The 22,596-nt window shown below is 64.1% G+C and carries 27 protein-coding genes; 21 read left to right on the top strand and 6 right to left on the bottom strand.

Annotated elements, in window-relative coordinates; translation table 11 throughout:
• The first annotated feature begins 92 nt into the window (after positions 1-92).
• From BUC40_RS03875 to BUC40_RS03940, 14 genes are all read left to right on the top strand, one after another.
• Entirely contained in the window at positions 93-518 is a 426-nt protein-coding gene (locus tag BUC40_RS03875; protein WP_073262771.1) for an acyl-CoA thioesterase, read from the top strand.
• On the top strand, positions 515-1,123 hold the full coding sequence (locus tag BUC40_RS03880) for an outer membrane lipoprotein carrier protein LolA (protein WP_073262773.1): 609 nt from the start codon (positions 515-517) through the stop codon (positions 1,121-1,123). The genes BUC40_RS03875 and BUC40_RS03880 overlap by 4 nt, the downstream gene beginning before the upstream one ends.
• Positions 1,113-3,446, top strand: coding sequence for an MMPL family transporter (locus tag BUC40_RS03885; RefSeq protein WP_073262775.1), 2,334 nt, complete (start codon positions 1,113-1,115; stop codon positions 3,444-3,446). Before BUC40_RS03880 ends, BUC40_RS03885 begins: the two co-directional genes overlap by 11 nt.
• Entirely contained in the window at positions 3,443-4,591 is a 1,149-nt protein-coding gene (locus BUC40_RS03890; protein WP_073262777.1) for a cation:proton antiporter, read from the top strand. Before BUC40_RS03885 ends, BUC40_RS03890 begins: the two co-directional genes overlap by 4 nt.
• Positions 4,578-5,822 carry an NAD(P)/FAD-dependent oxidoreductase gene (locus tag BUC40_RS03895; protein ID WP_073262779.1) on the top strand — a complete coding sequence of 415 codons (1,245 nt, stop codon included), beginning with the start codon at positions 4,578-4,580 and terminating at the stop codon, positions 5,820-5,822. The genes BUC40_RS03890 and BUC40_RS03895 overlap by 14 nt, the downstream gene beginning before the upstream one ends.
• A gap of 10 nt (positions 5,823-5,832) precedes the next feature.
• Positions 5,833-6,561, top strand: coding sequence for a class I SAM-dependent methyltransferase (locus BUC40_RS03900; RefSeq protein ID WP_073262781.1), 729 nt, complete (start codon positions 5,833-5,835; stop codon positions 6,559-6,561).
• Positions 6,558-7,037, top strand: coding sequence for a DUF3261 domain-containing protein (locus BUC40_RS03905; RefSeq protein ID WP_073262783.1), 480 nt, complete (start codon positions 6,558-6,560; stop codon positions 7,035-7,037). Before BUC40_RS03900 ends, BUC40_RS03905 begins: the two co-directional genes overlap by 4 nt.
• Positions 7,034-8,236, top strand: a complete 1,203-nt coding sequence (locus BUC40_RS03910) for a beta-ketoacyl-[acyl-carrier-protein] synthase family protein (RefSeq protein ID WP_073262785.1) — start codon at positions 7,034-7,036, stop codon at positions 8,234-8,236. Before BUC40_RS03905 ends, BUC40_RS03910 begins: the two co-directional genes overlap by 4 nt.
• Entirely contained in the window at positions 8,233-8,703 is a 471-nt protein-coding gene (locus tag BUC40_RS03915) for a hotdog family protein (RefSeq protein ID WP_139272105.1), read from the top strand. Before BUC40_RS03910 ends, BUC40_RS03915 begins: the two co-directional genes overlap by 4 nt.
• Entirely contained in the window at positions 8,700-9,428 is a 729-nt protein-coding gene (gene fabG, locus BUC40_RS03920; protein ID WP_073262787.1) for a 3-oxoacyl-ACP reductase FabG, read from the top strand. Before BUC40_RS03915 ends, fabG begins: the two co-directional genes overlap by 4 nt.
• Positions 9,429-9,447: 19 nt before the next feature.
• Positions 9,448-10,674 (top strand): beta-ketoacyl-ACP synthase, encoded by a 1,227-nt coding sequence (locus BUC40_RS03925; protein ID WP_073262789.1) that lies wholly within the window; start codon positions 9,448-9,450, stop codon positions 10,672-10,674.
• Positions 10,675-10,708: 34 nt separating this feature from the next.
• Complete coding sequence (locus BUC40_RS03930; protein WP_208605738.1) at positions 10,709-11,110, top strand: hypothetical protein; 402 nt, start codon at positions 10,709-10,711, stop codon at positions 11,108-11,110.
• An 18-nt stretch (positions 11,111-11,128) separates the two neighbouring features.
• Positions 11,129-11,569, top strand: a complete 441-nt coding sequence (locus BUC40_RS03935; RefSeq protein ID WP_073262793.1) for an excinuclease — start codon at positions 11,129-11,131, stop codon at positions 11,567-11,569.
• Between the two features lie 69 nt (positions 11,570-11,638).
• Entirely contained in the window at positions 11,639-12,235 is a 597-nt protein-coding gene (locus BUC40_RS03940; protein WP_073262795.1) for an Sbal_3080 family lipoprotein, read from the top strand.
• A gap of 9 nt (positions 12,236-12,244) precedes the next feature.
• Here the strand turns inward: BUC40_RS03940 and BUC40_RS03945 are convergent, their stop codons facing one another.
• The gene (locus BUC40_RS03945) at positions 12,245-12,757 is read right to left on the bottom strand and encodes a methyltransferase family protein (protein ID WP_244160613.1); all 513 of its coding nucleotides are present in this window, start codon (positions 12,755-12,757) and stop codon (positions 12,245-12,247) included.
• Positions 12,758-12,859: 102 nt separating this feature from the next.
• Between BUC40_RS03945 and BUC40_RS03950 the strand changes: the two genes are divergently transcribed.
• From BUC40_RS03950 to BUC40_RS03975, 6 genes are read left to right on the top strand one after another with little or no spacing between them, the layout of a single operon-like run.
• On the top strand, positions 12,860-13,267 hold the full coding sequence (locus BUC40_RS03950; protein ID WP_073262798.1) for a hotdog family protein: 408 nt from the start codon (positions 12,860-12,862) through the stop codon (positions 13,265-13,267).
• Positions 13,260-14,144: an ABC transporter ATP-binding protein gene (locus tag BUC40_RS03955; RefSeq protein WP_073262800.1), complete on the top strand. Its 885-nt coding sequence runs from the start codon at positions 13,260-13,262 to the stop codon at positions 14,142-14,144. Before BUC40_RS03950 ends, BUC40_RS03955 begins: the two co-directional genes overlap by 8 nt.
• Positions 14,141-15,328: an ABC transporter permease gene (locus tag BUC40_RS03960; protein WP_073262802.1), complete on the top strand. Its 1,188-nt coding sequence runs from the start codon at positions 14,141-14,143 to the stop codon at positions 15,326-15,328. Before BUC40_RS03955 ends, BUC40_RS03960 begins: the two co-directional genes overlap by 4 nt.
• On the top strand, positions 15,310-15,576 hold the full coding sequence (locus BUC40_RS03965) for an acyl carrier protein (RefSeq protein WP_073262804.1): 267 nt from the start codon (positions 15,310-15,312) through the stop codon (positions 15,574-15,576). Before BUC40_RS03960 ends, BUC40_RS03965 begins: the two co-directional genes overlap by 19 nt.
• Positions 15,577-15,602: 26 nt before the next feature.
• Complete coding sequence (locus tag BUC40_RS03970) at positions 15,603-16,679, top strand: beta-ketoacyl synthase N-terminal-like domain-containing protein (RefSeq protein WP_244160597.1); 1,077 nt, start codon at positions 15,603-15,605, stop codon at positions 16,677-16,679.
• Complete coding sequence (locus BUC40_RS03975) at positions 16,676-17,227, top strand: hypothetical protein (protein WP_073262808.1); 552 nt, start codon at positions 16,676-16,678, stop codon at positions 17,225-17,227. The genes BUC40_RS03970 and BUC40_RS03975 overlap by 4 nt, the downstream gene beginning before the upstream one ends.
• Positions 17,228-17,430: 203 nt before the next feature.
• Here BUC40_RS03975 and darH read toward each other — a convergent pair whose 3' ends face one another.
• Genes darH through BUC40_RS03995 form a run of 4 tightly spaced genes read right to left on the bottom strand, consistent with a single transcriptional unit; the run spans position 17,431 to position 20,919 of the window.
• Positions 17,431-18,432 (bottom strand): BtrH-related acyltransferase DarH, encoded by a 1,002-nt coding sequence (darH, locus tag BUC40_RS03980; protein WP_073262810.1) that lies wholly within the window; start codon positions 18,430-18,432, stop codon positions 17,431-17,433.
• Complete coding sequence (locus BUC40_RS03985; protein ID WP_073262812.1) at positions 18,429-18,836, bottom strand: DarG family dialkylresorcinol biosynthesis protein; 408 nt, start codon at positions 18,834-18,836, stop codon at positions 18,429-18,431. The genes darH and BUC40_RS03985 overlap by 4 nt, the downstream gene beginning before the upstream one ends.
• Positions 18,826-19,983: a beta-ketoacyl-ACP synthase III gene (locus tag BUC40_RS03990; protein ID WP_073262814.1), complete on the bottom strand. Its 1,158-nt coding sequence runs from the start codon at positions 19,981-19,983 to the stop codon at positions 18,826-18,828. The genes BUC40_RS03985 and BUC40_RS03990 overlap by 11 nt, the downstream gene beginning before the upstream one ends.
• Before the next feature lie 18 nt (positions 19,984-20,001).
• Positions 20,002-20,919 (bottom strand): hypothetical protein, encoded by a 918-nt coding sequence (locus BUC40_RS03995; protein WP_073262816.1) that lies wholly within the window; start codon positions 20,917-20,919, stop codon positions 20,002-20,004.
• A 136-nt stretch (positions 20,920-21,055) separates the two neighbouring features.
• Between BUC40_RS03995 and BUC40_RS04000 the strand changes: the two genes are divergently transcribed.
• Positions 21,056-21,403 carry a DUF2141 domain-containing protein gene (locus BUC40_RS04000; RefSeq protein WP_244160598.1) on the top strand — a complete coding sequence of 116 codons (348 nt, stop codon included), beginning with the start codon at positions 21,056-21,058 and terminating at the stop codon, positions 21,401-21,403.
• A gap of 6 nt (positions 21,404-21,409) precedes the next feature.
• Here BUC40_RS04000 and hemE read toward each other — a convergent pair whose 3' ends face one another.
• Entirely contained in the window at positions 21,410-22,477 is a 1,068-nt protein-coding gene (gene hemE / locus BUC40_RS04005; RefSeq protein WP_073262821.1) for a uroporphyrinogen decarboxylase, read from the bottom strand.
• Positions 22,478-22,596 lie beyond the last annotated feature (119 nt).

Here is a 22,596-nt window from a genome sequence, read left to right on the forward strand (position 1 = left end):
TGCCGACGAACCTGTGGGAGTGGGCCATGCCCACGATTCGCGCGCATGGCGCGCTCCCACGGGGATAGCCATCGCTCTCAAGGACGCTCCCCATGCGCGCTAAAGGCGTTCTGCAGGCCGAGGTGGAAATCCTCGTGCCGTTCTTCGACGTGGACATGATGGAAATCGTCTGGCACGGCCACTACGTCAAATACTTCGAGCAGGCGCGTTGTGCCCTGCTCGACCGCCTCGACCACGGCTACCCGCAGATGCGTGACAGCGGCTACGCCTGGCCAGTGATCGACCTGCAGCTGCGCTATATCCGCGGTGCCACCTTCGGCCAGCGCATCACCGTGTGCGCCGATCTGGTGGAGTGGGAAAACCGCCTGAAGATCCACTACCTGATCAGCGACGCCGCCACCGGCGAGCGCATGACCCGCGGCAGCAGCGTGCAGGTGGCGGTGGAAATCGCCAGCCGCGAAATGCAGCTGGCTTCGCCCAAGGTGTTTATCGATGCCGTGCAGCGGGTGATCGGATGAAAATTCTGGCGCGCCTCTCCCTGCTGATCGGCCTGCTGCTCACGGCGTTGTGCAGCTACGCGGACACCTTGACCCTCGATGCGCTGAGCAAGCAGTTGTCGCAACACCCGGTGGTGCGTGGCCCGTTCATCCAGGAAAAACACCTGCGTGCCCTGCCGCAACCGCTGACCAGCAGCGGCACCTTCGTGCTGGCAGCCGATGCTGGCCTGTTGTGGAAGTTGGAAAAACCGCTCAAACAGGATTACCGCATCGACGCCAACGGCATCGCCAAGCGCACCGCCGATGGCTGGCAGATGCAGCCGGGGCGTGATGTCGCGGCCCAGCAGAGCAAGCTGTTTCTCGACGTCCTCAAGGGCAACCACAGCGGCCTGGCGCGGGATTTCGACCTGCAACTGAGCGGCGACCCCAAGGCCTGGACCCTGGCCCTGACGCCCACTTCGCTGCTGCTCAAGCAGGTGTTCAGCCGTATCGATATCAGCGGTGGCGAGCTGGTCGAGCGTATCGAGCTGCATGAAACCCAGGGCGACCGCACGCTGATGCGCATGCCCGCGAGCATTGCCAGCGACACCTTGAGCGACGAGGAGCGCAGCGATTTTGCGCACTGAGCACCGCCTGATCGAACGCCGCCTGCCGCGGCTGTTCGCCGTGCTGCTGTTGGCGCTGCTGGCGCTGACCGCCTGGCAATGGCGCGACGGCCCGCCGGTGGCGGCGAGCATGCTTGCCCTGCTGCCCAGCGGCGCCGGCGATGCGCGCCTGCAACAGGCCGAAGCGCGCATGCAGGAGCCGATCCAGCGTGATGTGCTGGTACTCGTCGGCCACCCCGAGCGCGAGCGTGCCATCGCCCTGGCCGCCAGCTTCGGTCAGCAATGGCGCGGCAGCGGCGACTTCGCCCAGGTGCGCTGGCAGCTCGACAGCGACCTCAATGCCCTGCGCCAGCACCTGCGTGACAGTCGCCTGAATATGCTGCCCGCCGCTGACCGCAAACTGCTGATCGAGCAGCCGAGCGCCTTCATCGAGCAACGCGCGGCCGGGCTGTTCGACCCCTTCGCATCTTTCAGCCTGCTGCCGCCAGAGCAAGACTGGTTCGGCCTCGGCATGCGTGCGCAACAGGCCCTCAATTTTGGTGGTCGCGTGCAGCCGGATCTGGCCAGCGGCACGCTGCTGGTCAACGAGCCCGGTATGACCTGGGCCGTGGTACACCTGCGCAGCCGCGGCGATGCCTTCGATATGCAGGCGCCCCTGGCTATCGCACAGCGCATCGAAGCCGCCCGCGCCTCCACCGAGGCGGCAGGCGGCCAACTGCTCGCCACCGGCGGCGCGCTGTATGCCGCTGCCGGCCAGAACAAGGCGATGAGCGAGATGACGCTGATCGGCGGCGCGGCCAGCCTCGGTACGTTGTTGCTATTGCTGATCGCCTTCCGCCGCCCGCGCGCGTTGCTTAGTCTGCTGCCCATCGGCGTGGCGCTGCTGGCAGGTTGCGCCGCCTGCGTGCTGATCTTCGGCAAGATCAACGCGCTGACGCTGGTGCTCGGCGCCAGCCTGATCGGCGTCGCGGCTGACTATCCGCTGCATTACCTGAGCAAGAGCTGGGGCCACGCCGAATGGCGCAGCTGGAGCGCCCTGCGCAGCACCCTGCCGGGCCTGAGCCTGAGCCTGGGCACCAACCTGATCGGTTACCTGGCACTGGCCTTCACGCCCTTCCCGGCGCTCACCCAGATCGCCGCATTCTCGGCCGCCGGGCTGATCGGCGCGTACCTGTGCTCGGTGTGCCTGCTGCCCGCCTGGCTCAATGGCATGCAGCTGCGCCCCGCGCCGCGCCTGCTGGCCGTCGCGACCCGCCTGCTGAGCTGGCACGGTCGCCTGCAGAACCGCCGCACCAGCCTGTGGCTACTCGGCGCCTTCCTACTGTTCTGCACCGGCGGTATCTGGCTGCTGCAAAGCCAGAACGATCTGCGCCAGTGGCTCGGCAAAGACCCGGTGCTGTTCGCGCAGTCGCAACGCATCGTCGAGCTGACCGGCCAGCAGCCCACCAGCCAGTTCTTTCTCGTCCGCGCAGCTGATGAAGCGCAATTGCTGCAGCGCCAGCAAGCCCTCGGCGTGCGCCTCGATGCGCTGGTGAAAAACGCCCAGCTGCGCAGTTACCTGTCGCTGAACCAGCTGGCCGCTCCGGCTGCCGACCTGCAGGCGCTGCGTGCCGCCCTGGCTGATCTGCCGGGCCACTGGCAGGCGTTGCTCGACCTGGGCATCCCGGCCGAGGCGCTGCGGGCCGAACTGCAACACCTGCTGGAACAGCCACAGCCAAACCTGGAACAGGCGCTCGCCAGCCCGCTAGCCGAGCCCTGGCGTGCTCTGTGGCTGGGCCGTGACGACAACGGCGTTGCCGCGGTGGTCAGCCTGCAGGGCCAGACCGACAGCAGCGTGCTGCAAGGCGCTGCCGAGGGCCTGGAAGGTGTGCAACTGGTCGACCGCCTCGGTGAGCTGAACAGCTTGTTCGCCGCCACTCAGATCAGCGCCGCCGAGCTCAAGCTGATCTCCTGCCTGGCAATCGTGCTGCTGCTGTGCATTCCATTCGGCATCGGTGGCGCCCTGCGGGTGGTCTGCCTACCCCTGCTGGCTGCCCTCGCCGCTCTGGCCAGCCTGGGCTGGCTGGGCCAGCCGCTGACCCTGTTCAGCCTGTTCGGTTTGCTGCTGATCACCGCCATCGGTGTCGATTACGCGATTCTGATGCGCGAGAGCATCGGCGGCCGAGCAGTCAGCCTGCTTGGCACCCTGCTCTCGGCGGTTTCCAGCTGGCTGTCGTTCGGCCTGCTGTTGCTCAGCCAGACGCCGGCCATCGCCAACTTTGGCCTGGCGATCAGCCTCGGTCTGATGTTCTGCTTCCTGCTGTCGCCCTGGGCCGGTACGCAACAGCATGAGGTGAAGGGATGATGATCGCCCTGTGCTGGCTTGCGCTGATCGGCCTGTTTGCCCTAGCCACCTGGTTCGGCAAACGCCTGGGTCTGATCGCCATCGTCAGCCAGTTGCTGCTCGGCACCTTTGCCCTGCCGTTGCTGCTGTACTGGAGCACGCCGCTGGGCGTCGGCGCCGAGCAACTGCTCGCGCCGGGTTGGCTCAAGCCGCTGTACGGCATCGCCTTCAGCCTGCTGCTGGCGCATATTCTCAGCGACGTGATCGACCTCGACCTGCAGGCGGCAAGCCTGAAGATCGCCCTGCCGAGCTTCTTCGTGCCGTTCTTCTGCGGCCTGGCCTGCGCACTGTGGCTGCTGCCACCGCTGGACAGCCTGACGGCCATCGCCATCGGCCTGCTGTTCGCGCTGACGGCGATTCCGGTGCTGTTTCTGTACCTGCAGGATCTCGCCTACCCCGCCGCGCGTACCCGCACGCTGATGCAGGCGGCGATTCTCATGGACCTGCTGTGCTGGTCGATCTTCGCCCTCGCCCAGGGCAGCCGTGACCCGAGCAGCCTGGCGTGGCCGCTGCTGGCAGCGGCCAGCCCGCTGCTGCTGCGCCTGCTCGGCCTGCGCCACGCCGTGCTCAATGGCAGCCTGTTCCTCGCTCTGCTGCTGCTCCTCCAGCAGATGGGCTACAACGTGCTGGTGTTTGGCATCGCCTACCTGCTGCTGGCTGCCGGCCTGCGCCTGCCGCTGCGCTTGCCGCTGCCGGCGAAGGCCTTCACGGCGTTGCAGACCTGGCTCGCCGTGCCGCTGATTCTTGCCTACGGCCTGCTGCAGATCGACTGGCACGGCCTGGCCGCCGACTTCGGCTTTACCGCCACGCAATTCATCGCACTGCTCGCCCTGCCGGCGATCAGCAAACTGGCCGGTAGCTGGCTGGGGCTGTCGTGGGCCGCAGGTGGACTGGAGCTGAGCCAGAGCAAATGGCGCGAGAGCATTCTGCTCAATACTCGCGGCCTGACCGAGATCGTCTTTCTTAACCTGCTGCTGCATCAGCAGGTCATCAGCACCCAACTGTATTTCGCCCTGATGCTCATGGGGCTGCTGTGCACCTTGCTGCCGGCGACCCTGCGCAGATCAACCAACCTCGAGGCAAAGAGCCGCTATGAAGTCTCCTGAAGTCCAACACCACCAGATCGTCGTCGTCGGTGCCGGCCCTTCGGGCGCCATCGCCGCCGCCCTGCTCAAGCGCAAAGGCCACGAGGTGCTGATTCTCGAGCGCCAGCGCTTCCCGCGCTTCTCCATCGGCGAGAGCCTGCTGTCGCACTGCCTGGACTTCGTCGAGGAAGCCGGGATGATGGACGCGGTGCGCGCGGCGGGCTTCCAGACCAAGCACGGCGCGGCCTTCGCCTGGGGTGATCGCTACACTGACTTCGACTTCCGCGACACCTTCACGAAGAGCTTCGGCTCGACCTTCCAGGTGCAGCGCGCCACCTTCGACAAGGTGCTGGCCGACGACGCCGAGCGCCAGGGCGTGACCATCCGCTACGAAGAAGAAATCCATGCCGTGGACTTCAGCGGCGAACAACCGCTGCTTTCGGTACGCCGCCTCGCCGATGGCTACGAATATCAAGTGAGCTGCACCTTCGTGCTCGACGCCAGCGGCTATGGCCGCCTGCTGCCGCGCCTGCTCGACCTGGAACTGCCGTCCAACCTGCCGATGCGCAAGGCGCTGTTCACCCATATCGAAGACCGCATCGACCACCCGGCCTTCGACCGCGAGAAGATCCTCATCACCACCCACCCGACCCTGCGCGACGTGTGGTTCTGGACCATTCCGTTCAGCAACGGCCGCTGCTCCCTCGGCGTGGTCGGCCTCGCCGAACGCTTCGACGGCTACCCGGAAGACAAGGACGCCGCCCTCAAGCAGTTCGTCGCCGAAACCCCAAGCCTGACCAAGGTGCTGAGCAACGCCGTGTGGGACACCCCAGTGAACGAAATCAAGGGCTACTCAGCCAACGTCAAGGCGCTGCACGGCAAGGGGTTCGCCCTGCTGGGCAACGCCGCCGAATTCCTCGACCCGGTATTCAGCTCCGGCGTGACCATCGCCATGCGCTCGGCGAGCATGGCCGCCAACCTGCTGCATCGCCAACTGAGCGGCGAGGCCGTGGACTGGGAACAGGACTTCGCGATCCCACTCAAGCGCGGCGTCGACACCTTCCGTGTGTATGTCGAAGGCTGGTACGACGGCAGCTTCCAGGACGTCATCTATTACCCCAAAGCCTCGCCGGATATCCGCGCCATGATCAGCTCGATTCTCGCCGGCTATGCCTGGGACGAGCGCAACCCCTACGTGGCCGAGCCGCGTCGCCGTCTGCGGGTACTCGCGGAGCTGTGCGCCAGTGCCTGAGAATGCTTCGATGAACCGCGCTGCGGCCACCTATGTCGAGGAAACCGGTTTCGGTTTCTGGTTCCTGCGCAGCCACGTGTGGCAGCACCATGTGTTGCGCGTGGCCGTCGATGATCTGCAGAAGCTGATCAGTGGCGCGCTGCCGTACGCCCCGGTGATACTCGATGCCGGCTGCGGCCAGGGCAAGTCGTTCTCGTTGCTGCAGCGGGCGTTTTCGCCGGCGCGCATCATCGGCCTGGACGCTGACCCGCACAGTCTTGACTGCTCGCGCGCCGAGGCTCAGCGGCTGGGCCTGGACGTGGAGCTGATCGCCAGCGACTGCGCGGCGATCCAGTTGCCCGATGCCAGTGTGGACATGCTCTTCTGCCACCAGACCTTCCACCACCTGGTCGAGCAGGAGCAGGCGCTGGCCGAGTTCTGGCGCGTGCTCAAGCCCGGCGGCCTGCTGCTGTTCGCCGAGTCGACCAAGTACTACATCGATACCTGGGTGATCCGCTGGCTGTTCCGCCACCCCATGGAAGTGCAGAAGAGCGCCGATGAATACCTGGGCATGCTGCGCCAGCAGGGCTTCGAATTCAGCGAGCGCAACGTCTCCTATCCGTACCTGTGGTGGAGCCGCTCGGAAGACTTCGGCCTGTTGGAGCGCTGGGGCATTCGCAAGGCCAAGCCGTTTGGCCAGCGCAATGAAACTCTGGTCAATGCCGCTGTGCGCAAGCCGCTCGAGCAGGCGCGGGCATGAAGCGCCTGCTGCTGCTCGCCTGCGTCCTGTTGCTGACGGCGTGTGCTGCCCGCACGCCGCTTCCGGCAGAGTCACCTGCGCTAACAAAACCACTGCCGATCTCACTGCAGGTAAGCACCGCTGACGGCCAGGACTGGCTACTGGTGATCCAGGCCGAGGGCAGCAATCTGCGCCTGTCGCTGTTCGATCCGCTTGGCGTGCCTTTGGCGCGGCAGTCGCTGATCGCCGGCGCCTGGCACAATGACGGCCTGCTGCCGCCTAACGCGCCGGCGCGGGAATTGTTCGCGGCCCTGCTGTTCGCCCTTACGCCGCCTAGCGAATTGCCACGCGCCTACGCCAAGGCTGACTGGCAGGAAACCGCCAACAGCCGCCAACTCGCGCCGGATTGGCAGATCAATTACCGGGAACACGACATCATCGAACTGGCCAACGGCAAACAGCGTTATCGGGTCAGCCCGCTGGAGACGCAACCATGATCGCCCGCCTCGACGCCCTCGGCGTAGTCTGCTCCCTTGGTCAGGGCAAACAGGCCGTGGCCGACGCCCTGTTCGCGGGCGACACCAGCGGCATGCGCCTTCAGAACGGCTGGATCCCCGAGCGCAGCGTGACCGTAGGTGCAGTCGAAGGGCTATTGCCTGATATGCCTGCCGGCTTTGAGCAGGCAGCGAGCCGCAACAATCGGCTGCTGCTGGCGGCGGCCCTAGAAATTCACGAAGAGATTCAAGACGCCATTTCCCGCTATGGCGTCGGGCGCATCGCAGTGATGCTCGGCACCAGCACCTCGGGCATCGCCGAAGCGGGCGAGCATATCGCCAACTACATAAATAGCGGCGTAGTGCCTGCCGAGTACCTTTACTGCAACCAGGAAATCGCCGCACCGGCGACTTTCCTCGCCGACTGGCTGGGTTTGAGCGGGCCGGTGTACTGCCAATCCACCGCCTGCACCTCCAGCGCCCGCGCGCTGCTCAGCGCCCAACGCCTGCTGCAGCTGGGCGTTTGCGATGCCGTGCTGTGCGGCGGCGTGGACAGCCTGTGCAAGCTGACCCTGAACGGCTTCGCCAGCCTGGAAGCGGTGTCGGACGAGCGCTGCAATCCGTTTTCGGCCAACCGCCATGGCATCAATATCGGTGAAGCCGCCGCGCTGTTTCTGATGACCCGCGCGGATTCAGATGAGCCCGCTTCAGGCATCGCCCTGCTCGGCGGCGGCGCGACTTCCGACGCCCACCATATTTCCGCGCCGCATCCCGAAGGCCTCGGCGCCCAGCAGGCCATGCACAAGGCGCTGAACGCGGCTGGCCTGGCAGCCGAGCAGATCAGCTATCTGAACCTGCACGGCACGGCCACCATTCATAACGATGCCATGGAGAGCCTCGCCGTCCAGGCGCTGTTTCCAGAGGGCGTGGCCTGCTCGTCGAGCAAGGCGCTGACTGGCCATACGCTCGGCGCGGCCGGAGCGCTGGAAGCGGCGTTCTGCTGGCTGACGCTGAGCAACTACAACAGCGCCAAGCGCCTGCCGCCTCACGTCTGGGACGGCGTGGCCGATACGCAACTGCCGCGCCTGGCGCTGGTCGAAGCGCCCGGTGCGCTGCCAGCGACTGGGCGCCGTTACCTGATGAGCAATTCGTTCGCCTTTGGCGGCAACAATATTTCCTTGATTCTGGGAGACCTGCCGTGAGTGTTTGGCCCGTCGCCGAGCTGGTGCCCCACGCCGGTGACATGATTCTGATCGACGAGGTGCTGGCGTTTGGCGCCGAACATATCGACACCCGTTTGGTGGTCCGCCCGGACGGCCTGTTCAGCCAGGCCGACGGCAGCCTGCCAGCGACTGTCGGCATCGAGCTGATGGCCCAGAGCGTCGCCGCGTTCGCGGGCTGTCACGCCCGTGAACAAGGGCTGCCGGTGGAGCTGGGCTTTCTGCTCGGCACGCGTAATTTCGTCTGCAACGTGGATCGCTTCCCGGCCGGCACTACACTGCACATCCACGCCACCCGCTCGCTGCAGGACGACAACGGCATGTGCGTGTTCGAGTGCCGCCTGGAAGGCCCGGATATTCTCGTCGAGGCGCGCCTGAACGTGTTTCAGCCACGTGACGTGACCACCTACATTCAAGAGTCGCCCATTTCTCAGGAGCCGTCTGCATGAGCGAGACCATTCTGGTCACCGGATCGAGCCGCGGTATCGGCCGTGCTATCGCCCTGCGCCTGGCGCGCGCCGGTTTCGACCTGGTGCTGCACTGCCGTTCGCGACGCGACGAAGCCGAAATAGTCCAGCGCGAGATCGAAGGCCTCGGCCAGCAAGCGCGCATCCTGCAGTTCGACGTCGCCGACCGCGTCGCCTGTCGTGACGCCCTGGAGACAGACGTGGAAGCCCACGGCGCCTATTACGGCGTGGTCTGCAACGCCGGGCTGACCCGCGATGGCGCCTTTCCGGCGCTCAGCGAGGAAGACTGGGATGTGGTGCTGCGCACAAATCTGGATGGTTTCTACAACGTCCTACATCCGCTGACGATGCCGATGGTGCGCCGTCGCAAGCCAGGGCGTATCGTCTGTATCACCTCGGTTTCCGGGTTGATCGGCAACCGCGGCCAGGTCAATTACAGCGCCTCGAAGGCCGGCATCATCGGCGCGGCCAAGGCGCTGGCCATCGAACTGGGCAAGCGCAAGATAACCGTCAACTGCGTGGCACCGGGGCTGATCGATACCGAGATTCTCGACGAGCACGTACCGCTCGAGGAGATTCTCAAGATGATCCCCACGGCCCGCATGGGCACCCCGGAAGAAGTCGCCGGCACGGTGAATTTTCTGATGTCCGAAGAGGCGGCGTACATCACCCGCCAGGTAATCGCCGTCAATGGCGGTCTGTGTTGATGAAGAGCGAAGTGGCACGATGAAGCGCGTAGTCGTTACCGGCATGGCCGGCATTACCTCTCTGGGCGATAGCTGGGAGAGCATCTCGGCGAACTTTCGCGCCAACCGCAACGGCATTCGGTTCATGCACGAGTGGGATCGCTTCGCCGAGCTGAACACCCGCCTGGGCGGCCCGGTTGACGAGTTCGTGGTGCCAAGCCACTGGACGCGTAAACAACTGCGCAGCATGGGCCGCGTTTCGAAACTCTCGGTGTATGCCGCCGAACGCGCACTGGAACATGCCGGGCTGCTTGGCGATGCCAGCATCAAGGACGGGCGCATGGGCGTGGCCTGCGGCTCATCCACCGGCAGCACCGATGAGGTGAAAGCGTTTGGCAACATGCTGATCAACTCGGTGGCCGACGGCCTCAACGCCAACTCCTACATCCGCATGATGCCGCACACCACGGCGGCCAATATCAGCATCTTCTTCGGCCTCACCGGCCGGCTGATCCCGACATCCAGCGCCTGTACCAGTGGCAGCCAGGGCATCGGCTACGCGTACGAGGCGATCAAGTTCGGCCGCCTGCCGCTGATGCTCGCCGGCGGCGCCGAGGAGCTGTGCCCGACCGAAGCGATGGTGTTCGATGCGCTGTACGCCACCAGCCTGAAAAACGATGCACCGCACACCAGCCCACGCCCCTACGACAGCGGCCGCGACGGCCTGGTGATCGGTGAAGGCGCCGGCATGCTGGTGCTTGAGGAGCTGGAACACGCGCTGGCACGTGGCGCCACCATCCACGCAGAGATCGTCGGCTTTGCATGCAACGCCGACGGCCAGCACGCCACCAAACCGGTGCAATCGACCATGCGCCGCGCCATGGAGCTGGCTCTGGAAGATGCCGCGTTGCCGCCAGACGCCATCGGCTACGTGAATGGCCACGGCACCGCTACCGAACAGGGCGACGTGGCGGAAACCCAGGCCACCAGTGAATTGTTCGGTGCGCGCATGCCGATCAGCTCGCAGAAGAGCTACTTCGGCCACACCCTGGGTGCCTGCGGCGCGCTGGAATCCTGGTTCAGCATCGAGATGCTCAACAGCGACAGTTACGCACACACGCTCAACCTCGATCACATCGACCCGGCGTGTGGCGAGCTGGATTACCTGCGCGGTGAATTCCGCGAGATGAGTAATGAATACGTTATGAACAACAATTTCGCCTTTGGTGGGGTCAATACATCGCTTGTATTTCGCCGCTGGCGTTAACCGCTGAAATCTTCACTGACAAGGAACATGGATGATGTCTCGCTTCAATCGCTTCGCCCTGCTTGCCCTGCTGCTTCTGGGCATTACCGCCTGTACCTCGAAACCGGTGCTGAACATCTCCAGCAGCGTGCCGCCGGCCGCAGCCAAAAGTCAGGATGACATGCGCCGGGCGATTCTCACTGCCCTGCAACGCCGCCAATGGACCATCGAGCGCGCCGATAAGGGTCAGATCCTGGCCTCGATCACCCGCCGCAGCCATGAGGCGCAAATCAGCATTCCTTACACCGCGTCGTCTTACTCGATCCGTTATCGCGACAGCCACAACCTAGGCTATAGCGACGGCAAGATCCACCGTAACTACAACAAGTGGGTCCTTAACCTTGATCGCAGCATCCAGCAGGAACTGCGTAGTCCATCCCTTCCAATGCCCCAGTGACATCCCAGGAGAAACTCGATGAACGCGAAACGTTTGACCGCCGTTGCACTGCTCACCGCTGCCCTGCTGCCTGCCGTCAGCCAGGCCCGTGACACCGCCCACTTCCTGGACTTCCAGTCGGTGGTCAATGAAGCCACCCAGGCTGGCCGCCTCGATGGCTCGGTGAAGTTCTACCTGAACAAGACCCCGGCTGGCGCCAAGATCATCAACGCCAACGTGACCACCAGCCAGAAGACCAACGCCTTCAACAAGACCGACGAAGCTGCCTGCAGCTGGGCGCTGCAATCCGCGCTGATCAAACTGCAGAACTCGGCCAAAGCCGCAGGCGCCAACGCCGTGGTCGACCTGGCCAGCAACTACAAGAACAAGGAATACCGCGACAACAGCAAATACGAATGCCACGCCGGCGCCATCATGGCTGGCGTTGCGCTGAAGGCTAAGTACGCGAACGTCAAGTAAGCGCGCGCTTTAGCCCTGCCAAATAAGCCGCCTGCGGGCGGCTTATTCATTACAAGGAAGTTGATCAGCATGTCCAAGGTTCTATCGACGCTATCCCTATCGTCTCTGGCGCTCATCCTCGCCGCCTGCACGTCGGTTCGCGTCACACCACTGCAAAGCGCGCCGAACACCATGTGTATCGAAGAAAACCCCAAGGTCATGGTCAGCGACTTCGTACCAGTGCTGCAGCAGGGCTTCGCCAGGCACGGCATCACGACCCGGCCGTATGCGACGATCCCGTGGGACCAGTGCCCGTACGTGGTGAGGTATACGGCGCGCCGCTCGTGGGACATGGCGCCTTATCTTTCCAGCGCTGAGCTGACCATTCTTGGGCCGCGGCGGCAGACAATGGCCACGGCGGCCTATCACCTGCGCGGCAAGGGCGGCCTGTCGCTGATGAAGTGGCAGGGCACGAAAAGCAAGATGGATCCTGTGATCGATGAGCTGCTGAGCGAGGCCCAGCTAATCACCGAGCCTGCCGTTAGCGCCCCGGCGACCATCTCGCCAACGGGCGGCGCCAGCCTGAATGAGCGGATTCGCGAGCTACAGCAGCAAAATCTCGACTATGAGAGTTACCAACGCGCCTATCGCCAGCTGATGCTGGAAAACCAGCCGGCGCAGCAGTGAGCGTTCAGCTCAAAGAATGAAGGGTACGAACATCCGGCTACGGGTCATGTAGTCGCGGTAGGCGTCGCCGAAGTAGGCCAGCGATTCACGCTCTTCGCAGCGCGCCGCGAGCCACAGAAAGACGCTGGACAGCACGGCCAGCGCCAGCGCCAGGGCGGTCGGCTGTTTCCAGGCGATGCCCCACGCCAGCAGCAGCAGCGAGCAGTACATCGGGTGACGGATGTAGTGAAAGATGCCGCTGGTGACCAGCTTCGAAGTGCGCTCGAAAGCGAACAGCTCATCATCCTGCCGTTTCTCATTGGCACGGCCAAAACGGCGCATCTGGTGTATGCCGGCGAACAGCACAACCAGCGAAACCGTCAGCAATACCCAGGAGATCTGCTGATGCACGGCGTCGCGGTTCTCGAACCAGAACGGCGCATTGAGCACCAGCATCACCAGCATCACTTCCCACGCGAAGAAGCGATAAAAACCATGGCTGCGCGGGTTACCCAGCGAGCGCCAGGATACGGCCGTCAACACGACGCTCAAACCCACGAAAACCAATAATTGCCAGACCTCCACCACACTCCTCCCTAATAGTGCTCTGTTACACTGCTGCGCTCGCACGCTTAGACGCCCGCCATGGATCGCACCCAACTGCACTCACTGCTGCCGCACCAGGGCAATGCACTCTGGCTGGACGCGCTGCTCGAACACGAGGCCAGCAGCATCCGCGGCCTGAGCGACTGGCAGTACCTCGAGAACCTCGGCGAACACGCCTCTCCCTGCCTGTTTTTCGAAGCCGCCGCTCAGTTGTGTGCCGCGCATGGTGCCTTATACGGCAAGGACAGCGCCATCGAAATGGCCCTGGTCGGTAAGCTCTCGCAGCTGCAGCTGCATTATCACCCCAGCGGGCGTAGCGGCCCACTGCTGGTCAGCGCAGCCCAGGAGGCAATGAGCCCGGCGGGCGCGCTTTACGGCTTCAGCATCCACTGCCACGACCGCCTGTTGCTCGACGGCAAACTACTCCTGGTGCTCGTCCGTGCTTGAGCTCGACAACCTCAGCTACCGCTACCCGCAAGCCACGCAGCCGGCGCTACAAGGCATCGACCTGCAGTTGCAGGCGGGCCAATGCCTGGGCCTGCTCGGCAGCAACGGCGCGGGCAAGACCACGCTGCTGTCATTGCTCAGCGGCGTGCTGCAGCCCCAAGGGGGAGCGATCGTCTGGCAAGGCGAGCGCCGCCTCGGCCTGGTGCCGCAGCAACTGGCGTTTTACGCCGGGCTCAAGGTCAGGGAAAACCTCGAACTGTTCGCTGACCTGTACCAGTTGCGCGGCGCCGAGCGGCATCAGCGGCTGGACCGCTGCATCGCCAGCACCGCGCTGGCAGACAAACTCGAACGCCGCGCCGAACGGCTGTCTGGCGGCGAGCAGCGGCGCCTGAACTTCGCCATCGGCCTGCTGCAACCGGCCGAGTTGTACCTGTTCGACGAAGCCACCGTGGGCGTCGATGCCAGCAGCCGGCAGATGCTGCTCGAAGCCGTCGGGCTGCTGACCCGCGAAGGCAAGGCGGTGATTTACACCAGCCATTACCTTGATGAAGTGGAAAAGGTCGCCGACCGCATCCTGTTGCTCCACGAAGGCCGCGTGCAGTTGGATATCGACAAGCACCAGTTGCTGGGCGACCAGCCCGGCCTGTTTCTGGAGTGGCCCGAGCAGCCCCCCGACGCCCTTCCAGCGCTACTTGCCGAGCTGGGCCTGAGTGCCGAACACACGTCCAACGGCGTGCGCATCGCCACGCTGAACGTCGACCAACTGCTGGCGATCACCCGGTTCATCGCCGCACAGCCGCAAACGCCGAGCCTGCTGCGTTTCGGTCGGCCGTCACTGGAGCAGTTGTACCTGCGCCTCAATGGAGGCCAGCTATGAGGCTGCGCGCCCTGATCCGCAAGGAAACCCTGCTGTTGCTGCGCGACCCCCACGCGCTGGCGGTGTTGTTCCTTATGCCGACGCTGTTTCTGGTGATCATGGCTGGCGCCATGTCCAGCTACCTGCAGGATCGCCTGCCGCCATTGCAGTTAGTGATCGAAGCGCCGCAGCAGAGCGATTCCAGTCGTTTTTTCCAGAACGCCTTGCAGGCGCAGCTGCCGGACAGCAGCTTGCTGGCCAGCGGCCCGGCCGAACTGGCGCGTATCAGCCTGGCTGCCGACTTCGACGAAAGGCTGCTGGATATCCCACACCAAGGGCCCACGCTGAGCTTTCCCGCGCAATTCGATCGCCTCTCGCGCCAGCGCCTGCACGGTGCGGTGACCATCGCCCTAGCGCAAACCCGGTTACGCGCCTACCTGCAGGACAGTGGCGCGCTGCAAGAAGGCCTGACGTCAGCCGAGCAGCTCGAGCTGATCCAGCAACGCACCGAGAGCCAGATCGACGAACGCGAGCGCCTGGCCAGTGGCGACCTGAGCGACCGAGCCAACGCCACACAGATGAGCGTGCCGGCGTGGCTGATCTTTGGCATGTTCTTCGTGGTGCTACCAATGGCCGGTAGTTTTCAGCGCGAGCAACAGAGCGGCGCGCTGCTGCGTTTTCGCTGCCTGGGCCTGGGGCTCGGCACGCTGGCGCTGAGCAAGATGCTGCCGTACCTGGCCATCAACCTCTTGCAGTTCGTGGTGCTGTTGAGCATCGGCATGCATGGCTTGCCGCTCGTCGGCCTGCCCGCGCTGGAACTCAATGGCAGCCTGCACGCTTACGCCCTGCTGGCGGCTAGCATCGCCCTGGCGACCAGCAGCCTAGGCCTACTGCTGGCGGCATTGGCACGCAGTAGTGAACAAGCCCTATTGCTTGGCGGCGGGATCAATATCATCCTCGCAGCCATCGGCGGCATTATGGTGCCCAAGAGCGTGATGCCGGAGGCCATGCGCCAACTGGCGGAAGTTTCCCCGATGAGCTGGGCGCTCGACGCCTTCCTCACCCTGCTGGTGGGCCACGGTTCACTGGCTGACGTAATCCCGTGGTGTGCTCGCCTGTTGCTGTTCGCAGCCCTGGCCGGCGCGGGCGGCTTGTTCCTGTTCCACAAACGAGTACAGCAAACGCAATGGACCACACACTACTAGAAGAAAAGCTCAAGCAATTGCTGATTCGCGAGTGCGACAAGGAAGACGATATCGACTGGCAAAGCATCGATAACGACGAGCCGCTGTTCGGCCAGCAGAGCCGTATCCAGATGGACAGTCTCGACGCCCTGCAAGTCTCGCTGGCCCTGCAGCAACAGTACGGCGTGCGCATCGAAGGCGCTAAAGACGGCCGTCGTATCCTCAACAGCATTGCCAGCATTGCGGCCTTTATCAGGCAACAACAGTGACGCCCGTCTACCTGCAGCGAGGCGCCATGCACAGCGCTCTCGGTGCTGACCTATGCACGGCCAATGAGGCGCTGCGCACTGGCGTACTCCCGCACGCGGCCAGCTTCACGCTCAACGAGTTGCAGGAACCACGGCCATACCTGAGCGTGGCAGGCGGCGAGAGCCGCGATGAACACTTCGACCGGCTGATCCGCGAAACCCTGGGCGAAGCCCCAACTGCGCTGGACGATTGCCTACTGATCGTCGCCAGCACCAGCCTGGATATCGACGAGTTGGAAGTGCTGGCCGAACAGAGCGGCGGTTTCCATCCCGACCACTCGACTTCGCTGGATCTGATCGCCGAGCAACTGAGCAAGCGTTGGGGCTTCGCCGCAGCCTTCACCCTCAATACCGCCTGCACCAGCGCTGCCAACGGTTTACTGTACGGCGCGCGCATGCTCGGTGCCGACTTGTATCGCCGCGTGCTGGTGCTGGCCTTCGAAACACCCAGCGCCATCGCCCAACAAGGCTTTGGCGCGTTGGGGCTGGTGTCGCCGAGTGGCGACTACCGCCCCTTCCACCCGCAACGCGACGGCCTGGTACTCGGCGAGGCCTATGCAACGGCGCTGCTGAGCCTGCAGCCTGGGCCTGCGCCGCTGGCGCGCCTGCTGGGCGGCTTCAGCGCCTGCGACACCAGCAACCTGACCACCACCCGCGAAGACGGCAGCCATATCGAATGGGTGATGCGCGAGGCCTTGCGCAGTGCCGATGTCAGTGCCGAGCAGATCGGCCTGGTGAAACCCCATGGCACGGCCACCGGCGCCAATGACCGCGCCGAAAGCAATGGCGTGCGCCTGCTGTTCGGCGAGGCGCTGCCACCGCTGTGCGTGCTCAAACCCTGGCTCGGCCACACCCTGGGCGCCTGCGGCCTGACGGAAACCCTGCTGTTGGTGGAAAATCTCGCTCATCTGCCGGCCTGCGACTACGCCACCGAAGCGCTGCTGCCGCTGCCTGCCGAGCCTCTGGCCATAAGCGAAGACAGCCTGCTGCTCGCCAATTTCTTCGGCTTTGGCGGCAACAACGCCAGCCTGGTGTTGCAACGCTGCACGGGAGACGCACCATGAGCCATGCCATAGCCGCCTGCAGCGTTCGTGGGGACGCGGATAACTCCGACAAGGACCTGAAAGCCACGCTGATCAACTGGCTGCCGACCACACCACGGCGTATCGACCGACTGATCCTGCAGGCCCTGCTCTGCGCTGCACCGCTGCGGGCCAAGATCCGCAGCGACTGTGGGCTGTACCTGGCCTCGCGGCACCCGGCCAGAGCCACCATGGGCTCGCTGCTCGACGCGGTGTGCGTGCACAAACAACAGCCCAAGCCCTTCGAGTTCGTCAACAGCGTCAGCAACGCCGCGGGCTTTCATGTCGCCGCGCAGCTGGGGTTGGAAGGGCCAAACCTGTTTATCGGCGCCGGCCCGCACGTGTGGAAACACCTGCAGGCATTGGCTGGACTGGATCTGGCCGACGGCCTGATCGGCCAAGCGCTGCTCGTGCTGATCGATGAAGACGACGAGTTCGAGGCCCAGGCGGTGCTGGTTGAAGGCCCAAGCCAGGCCGCGGACTTTGCCGAGCTAACGGCGGGGATCGATGCGCTGCAGTTGCAGCTGTAAACCAGCGGCTGTTTAAGACGGGAGCAGACGTAGGGTGGACAACGCTCTTTTTGTCCACCATTGCAATCGCAGAGCGGTGGACGGGTGAAGCGTCGCCCACCCTACGACTGTGGGAGCGGGCCATGCCCGCGAAGAAATCATGGCCGTGCCCCGCTCCCATAGGTATCACGCACATCTCTGCTTCGACCTTCTGCCGCCCTGCTTCAGCCCTTGCGCCTGGCCCAAGCACCCAGCTCCTTCATCAGCGCACGCTCCTGACCCGCGATCCCACGCAGCATCTCGGAAATCGGCCGGAAGTCTGGCGTCTCGCCCTTGCTGCGACTAGCCCGTACACAAGCCGAAGCGAACTGGCGCCAATCGTCGCCGACTGCGGTCATGCGCGCCGAGGCGGCCTGCAACGTGGCATCACCGATCTTCTCGCCGGCCTCCTGCAGAAAGCTGGCGTACATGAAGCGAAAACCCGCACCACCGGTGCCGATCTCTTCCTGCATGCGCACGATGTGGGTGAGGTACAAGCGGTTGTACTTTGCCTGCGCCGGATCGAGCGCCTCAACACGCTTGGCCAGATGGCCGATACCGCGAATGCCGATCCACGGCAGCGGCATGCCGTCGAGAATCCGCGCGGTGGACAGCACGCTCTTGCGAATTAGCGCTTCCCAGTCCTGATCCGGTGACACATCGTCCAGGTAATACATCAGCCCTTTGGCCGCCAGAGCGCCTTTGGCGAAGCGCGCTTTCTGCAGATCCTCGGCAGCACAACGCACCGGCGCCTCGAACACCGGGTCGCTGAGCAGGTATTCGTTGCCCTCGCGCCCATAGGCCAGCAGGTTGTGGGCGTTAAAGTGAAAGCGCATCTCCGGCGGAAAGTACGGCAGCCAGAACACCGAGCTCTGCAGCCCAGCCAGGCGGCCGCTGTCGAGGGCGGCATCGAGCGCGATGCGGCCTTGCTCGGGATTGTTGAAGGTGCGACTGGTCAGGCGTACGCCAAGGCGCTTGCTCAGTGTCTTGATCAGGTGCCGGGGCGGCATGCGGTAGGCAATCAACGGCATGCCGCCAAGCTTGACGATCGGCAGGTAGGCGAACGCCAGCCCCGACGCCAGGCCGAACGCCATCGGCTCACTCATTGGCAGGCCGGCGTGGGTCAGCAGACTGGCCATCACGCCGCTTTCGCAGTGAGCGCTCTGGCGATGCTCGAACGGGGTCATGGCAATTCCTTCTGATAACGACGCAGCTCGGCGACGGTCAGGCCAAAGGCCTCGGCATAGCGGCCCAGCACGGAATCACTCAGGCGACGATAGATTTGCGGGCGAAAATGCCGCCGCACCCGCCACTGCCAGAGCCCGGAAATCTGCGCCAGCGCCGGCTCATCCATGCGGTAGCGGAACATCAGGCATTTGAGCGGCGACAGCTCACCGCGCTGCCAGCCGGCATAGGCCTCGGCTTCCTGGGCCTGCAACTCGGCCACGGCCAGTTGCGTGGAAAACGACTCGGCCTCCCAGCCGGCACTCTTGGCGCCCGTGTAATGACCCTTGTCATCCACGGCGTAGAGCAATTTGCTGTGCCCGCCGTAGGCGGAATCCGGGTCCTGCGGAACCTCGTCAAGCTTCATTGCCGACCACCGTGAGGTGCATGAATGCACTGGAGAAACGCCCGCTTTCCGGCACGTAGCAGAGCAGTTTCTGGCCGCTGCGCAGATGCCCGCCATTGAACAGTTCTTCGAGGATGATGAAGATCGACGCCGCGCCGGTATTGCCCTTGCTGGTCAGGTTGGTGAACCAGCGTTCCTGGGGAATCGGCAGGCCAACATTGGCCAGGCCCACGGCCAGGCGGTCGCGGAAGAACTCCGAGGAGTAATGCGGCAGGAACCAGTCGATGTCCGCCACGCGCAGCTCGCGGCGCGCCATGATGCGTTTCAGCGCTTCTTCCACGGTGTATTTGACAATGTTGTCGTTGAGCAGCTTGACGTCCTGCTTGACCGCCATCACCGACTGCCGGGCGCGCTCGTCTGCGTCATAACGGCTCCAGCCGCGCAGGCTGCCGTCCTGCATCTCGGCGCCGGCGTACATGCAGGCCGGCATCTGGTCGGCGAAGGAGAGAATGTCCAGCCAGTCGACCCGCAGGCTGAGCCCACTGGCGTTGGGTCGATCCTGCAGCAGCACGGCGCCGGCGCCATCGGAAAGCATCCAGCGCAGGAAGTCCTTCTCGAAGGCGATTTCCGGATGGTTCTCCAGCTCTTCGACGCGGCTCTCGTACTCGGCGTTGAAGTTGCGCGCCTGCATCATTGCCGAGGCGACCTCCGAGCCGCAGGCCACGGCGTTGCGGCTTTCACCGCTGGCCACGCTCATCCAGGCGTATTTCAGCGCCGTCATCCCGCACAGGCAGATTCCCGCCGTGGTGGCGACTTCGCAAGACGGGTTGCCCAGCTCGCCGTGCACCATCACCCCATGACCCGGCATCAGCTGATCGGGTGACGAGGTGCTGGCAACCAGGCAATCCAGGCTGTCCAGCGCGAAACCGTCGCCAACCAGGCCACGAATCGCCGCGGCACTGAGCTGCGCATTGTTCATGCTCGGCTCGCCGGTCAGCGGGTCGATGACGTAGTGACGCTGCTGGATGCCGTTACGGCGCAACACCAGCTTGCGCGCGCGCGAGGGTTTGCCACCGACCATGCCGAGCCGTGCTTCCATTTGCTCGTTGTCGACCGGATCATGGGGCAGGCTGGCACTGATACGGTTGATGAATACGGGTGCTACCACGGGATTACCTCGGTCACTTCACTCGCCGGACGGGCCGGCGAAGTAGGCCTTTTGACGCTGGATTCGCGCCTTGAACAGCGGGGCCAACAACTTTTTCAACAATGCACTGATCGGCACCACGGTAAGAATCAGGCAGATCAGGAACACGATATACACCACCAGCCCGACGCCACGACGCCTGCTCTGCTGCGGGCCGAGCGCGGAGAGCAGGCGGCTCCACAGGGTAAAGCTGCGGTTGCCGACCTTTTCGCTGGCGATCAGCTTTTCATCTACCTTCACTGCACCCAGGCCACCCAGCATCGGCTGTTCGATGGGCCGCTCATCAGCCTGCAGGCGCCTCACCATGGCATCGCCAAAGCGGCTGGCAGCGGCCATTTCCGCCTCGTCGATGCCGGCACGCGGCACCCAGCTGTAGGGTTTCTGCCGGCCGGTGAACATCCACAACGGCGTCGCCAGAAAGCTCGCGGCGGTGCCGCAGGCATCGGTCAGCACGGCGTTGTCGACCAGTTTTGCGCCCAGCGCGTGCAGGCGCGCCTTGACCTTCTCCTGCGCCATCAGCCACATATTGCGGCAGCCGATCAGGGTCACCACTGGAGTATCCTTCAACAGCCGGGAAGCCTCAGGCGATGCAAGGAAACTGGTGAAAGGCAACGATGGCGACAGGAACCACACCTGATAGGCGAGAATGATCAGGTCATAGCGCTTGTCGGCATCGACCTTCAGCGGCAGCAGTGGCTGCGGCTTCATCAGCACGGTTTCCGGGAAGATCCGGAAGAAGCCGAGAAAGGGCCAGGGAAATGGAAACGGCTCTGCCGGCTCAAGGGCCAGGAAATCGACCTGAATGCCGTCACTGGCCTGCAATGGCGCACAGACCGATTGCACCAGGCGGTTCAATTGGCCAGTCTGTGAGAAGTGAACGACTAGAACCTGACGCATTTAAAGCGGATCCCTGCTAAATAGGCGGATTATGCCACAGAGAATTCTTCAAATCGTAACCAAACGCTGCGCGGCATGCGCAGTGGTTCTCTTGTTTGGCTGCTTATCAGCGCAAGCGGGCGATCTATTGATACGCGTGGAGGGCAATCAGAGTGCTGCCCCGCTGTACCTGGGACTGGTCAGCGCCGACCAGAAAACTTGGGAGTCGCTGCTGCGCGAGCAACGCGGAAGCGGCGAGCAACTGATCCTCAAGGACGTGCCGCCGGGGCGCTTTGCCCTGCAGCTGTATCAGGACAGCAACGGCAACGGTCACCTTGACCTCAGCCCCCGCGGCATTCCGCTGGAGCCCGTCGGGTTCTCCGCCAACCCTACCTTGCTCAAGGGCAAGCCAGCGCCAAAGGCGGCGCAGTTCGAGCATGGCGACGATGACACGCTGATCGACATCCGCCTGCACCAGCCTCGCGGCAAGGTGCAGAAGGACTGAGCACGATCAGCCGTGGTATTGGGCCGACAGCTCGTGCACCGCTTCGAGGAAGGCGCCAGCGTGGGCCGGATCGACTTCCGGGGTGATGCCGTGGCCCAGGTTGAAGACATGCCCAGTGCCACTGCCGTAGCTGGCGAGGATGCGCGCGACTTCGGCGCGAATCGCCGCCGGCTTGGCGTAAAGCACGGTCGGATCCATGTTGCCCTGCAGCGCCACCTGATTGCCGACGCGGCGGCGCGCTTCGCCGATATCGCAGCTCCAGTCCAGGCCCAGCGCATCGGCGCCAGTAGCGGCCATCGACTCCAGCCACAGGCCACCGTTCTTGGTGAACAGGATCACCGGGATCTTGCGGCCGTCCTGCTCGCGGATCAGGCCATCGACGATCTTCTGCATGTAAGCCAGGGAGAAGGTCTGATAGGCGGCTGACGACAGGTTGCCACCCCAGGTATCGAAGATCTGCACCGCCTGGGCGCCAGCGCGAATCTGCCCGTTGAGGTAGGCGGTCACGGACTGCGCCAACTTGTCGAGCAGTGCGTGCATGGCCTCGGGCTGGTCGTAGACCATCGCCTTGATCTTGCGGAAATCCTTCGACGAGCCGCCTTCGACCATGTAGGTCGCCAACGTCCACGGGCTGCCGGAAAAGCCGATCAGTGGTACGCGGCCACCCAGCGCCGACTTGATGGTGCGCACGGCATCCATCACATAGCCCAGGTCATTTTCAGGATCGGGAATCGGCAGTGCCTCGATATCGGCAGCGCTGCTGATCACCTTCTTGAAGCGCGGTCCCTCGCCGGTCTCGAAGTACAAGCCCTGGCCCATGGCGTGGGGGATGGTGAGGATGTCGGAGAAGAGGATCGCGGCGTCGAGTTGCGGATAGCGGTCGAGCGGCTGCAGGGTGACTTCGCACGCGAATTCGGGGTTCATCATCAGGCTCATGAAATCCCCGGCCTTGGCGCGACTGGCGCGGTACTCGGGCAGGTAACGACCGGCCTGGCGCATCATCCACACCGGCGTGACGTCGACGGGCTGCTTGAGCAGGGCACGCAGAAAACGGTCGTTCTTCAAGGCAGTCATGGGTATTTCCCGGGCAGAAGCAGTGAGCAAAAAGTGCGCACATTGTCGCAGAGCAGGCTTTAAAAGGCACGGCATGGGACGCCGTGCCGCAGGCGCGGGAGGATGAGGCAAGCGGTGGC

It is taken from the genome of Phytopseudomonas punonensis (genome assembly GCF_900142655.1).
GTDB lineage: Bacteria > Pseudomonadota > Gammaproteobacteria > Pseudomonadales > Pseudomonadaceae > Aquipseudomonas > Aquipseudomonas punonensis.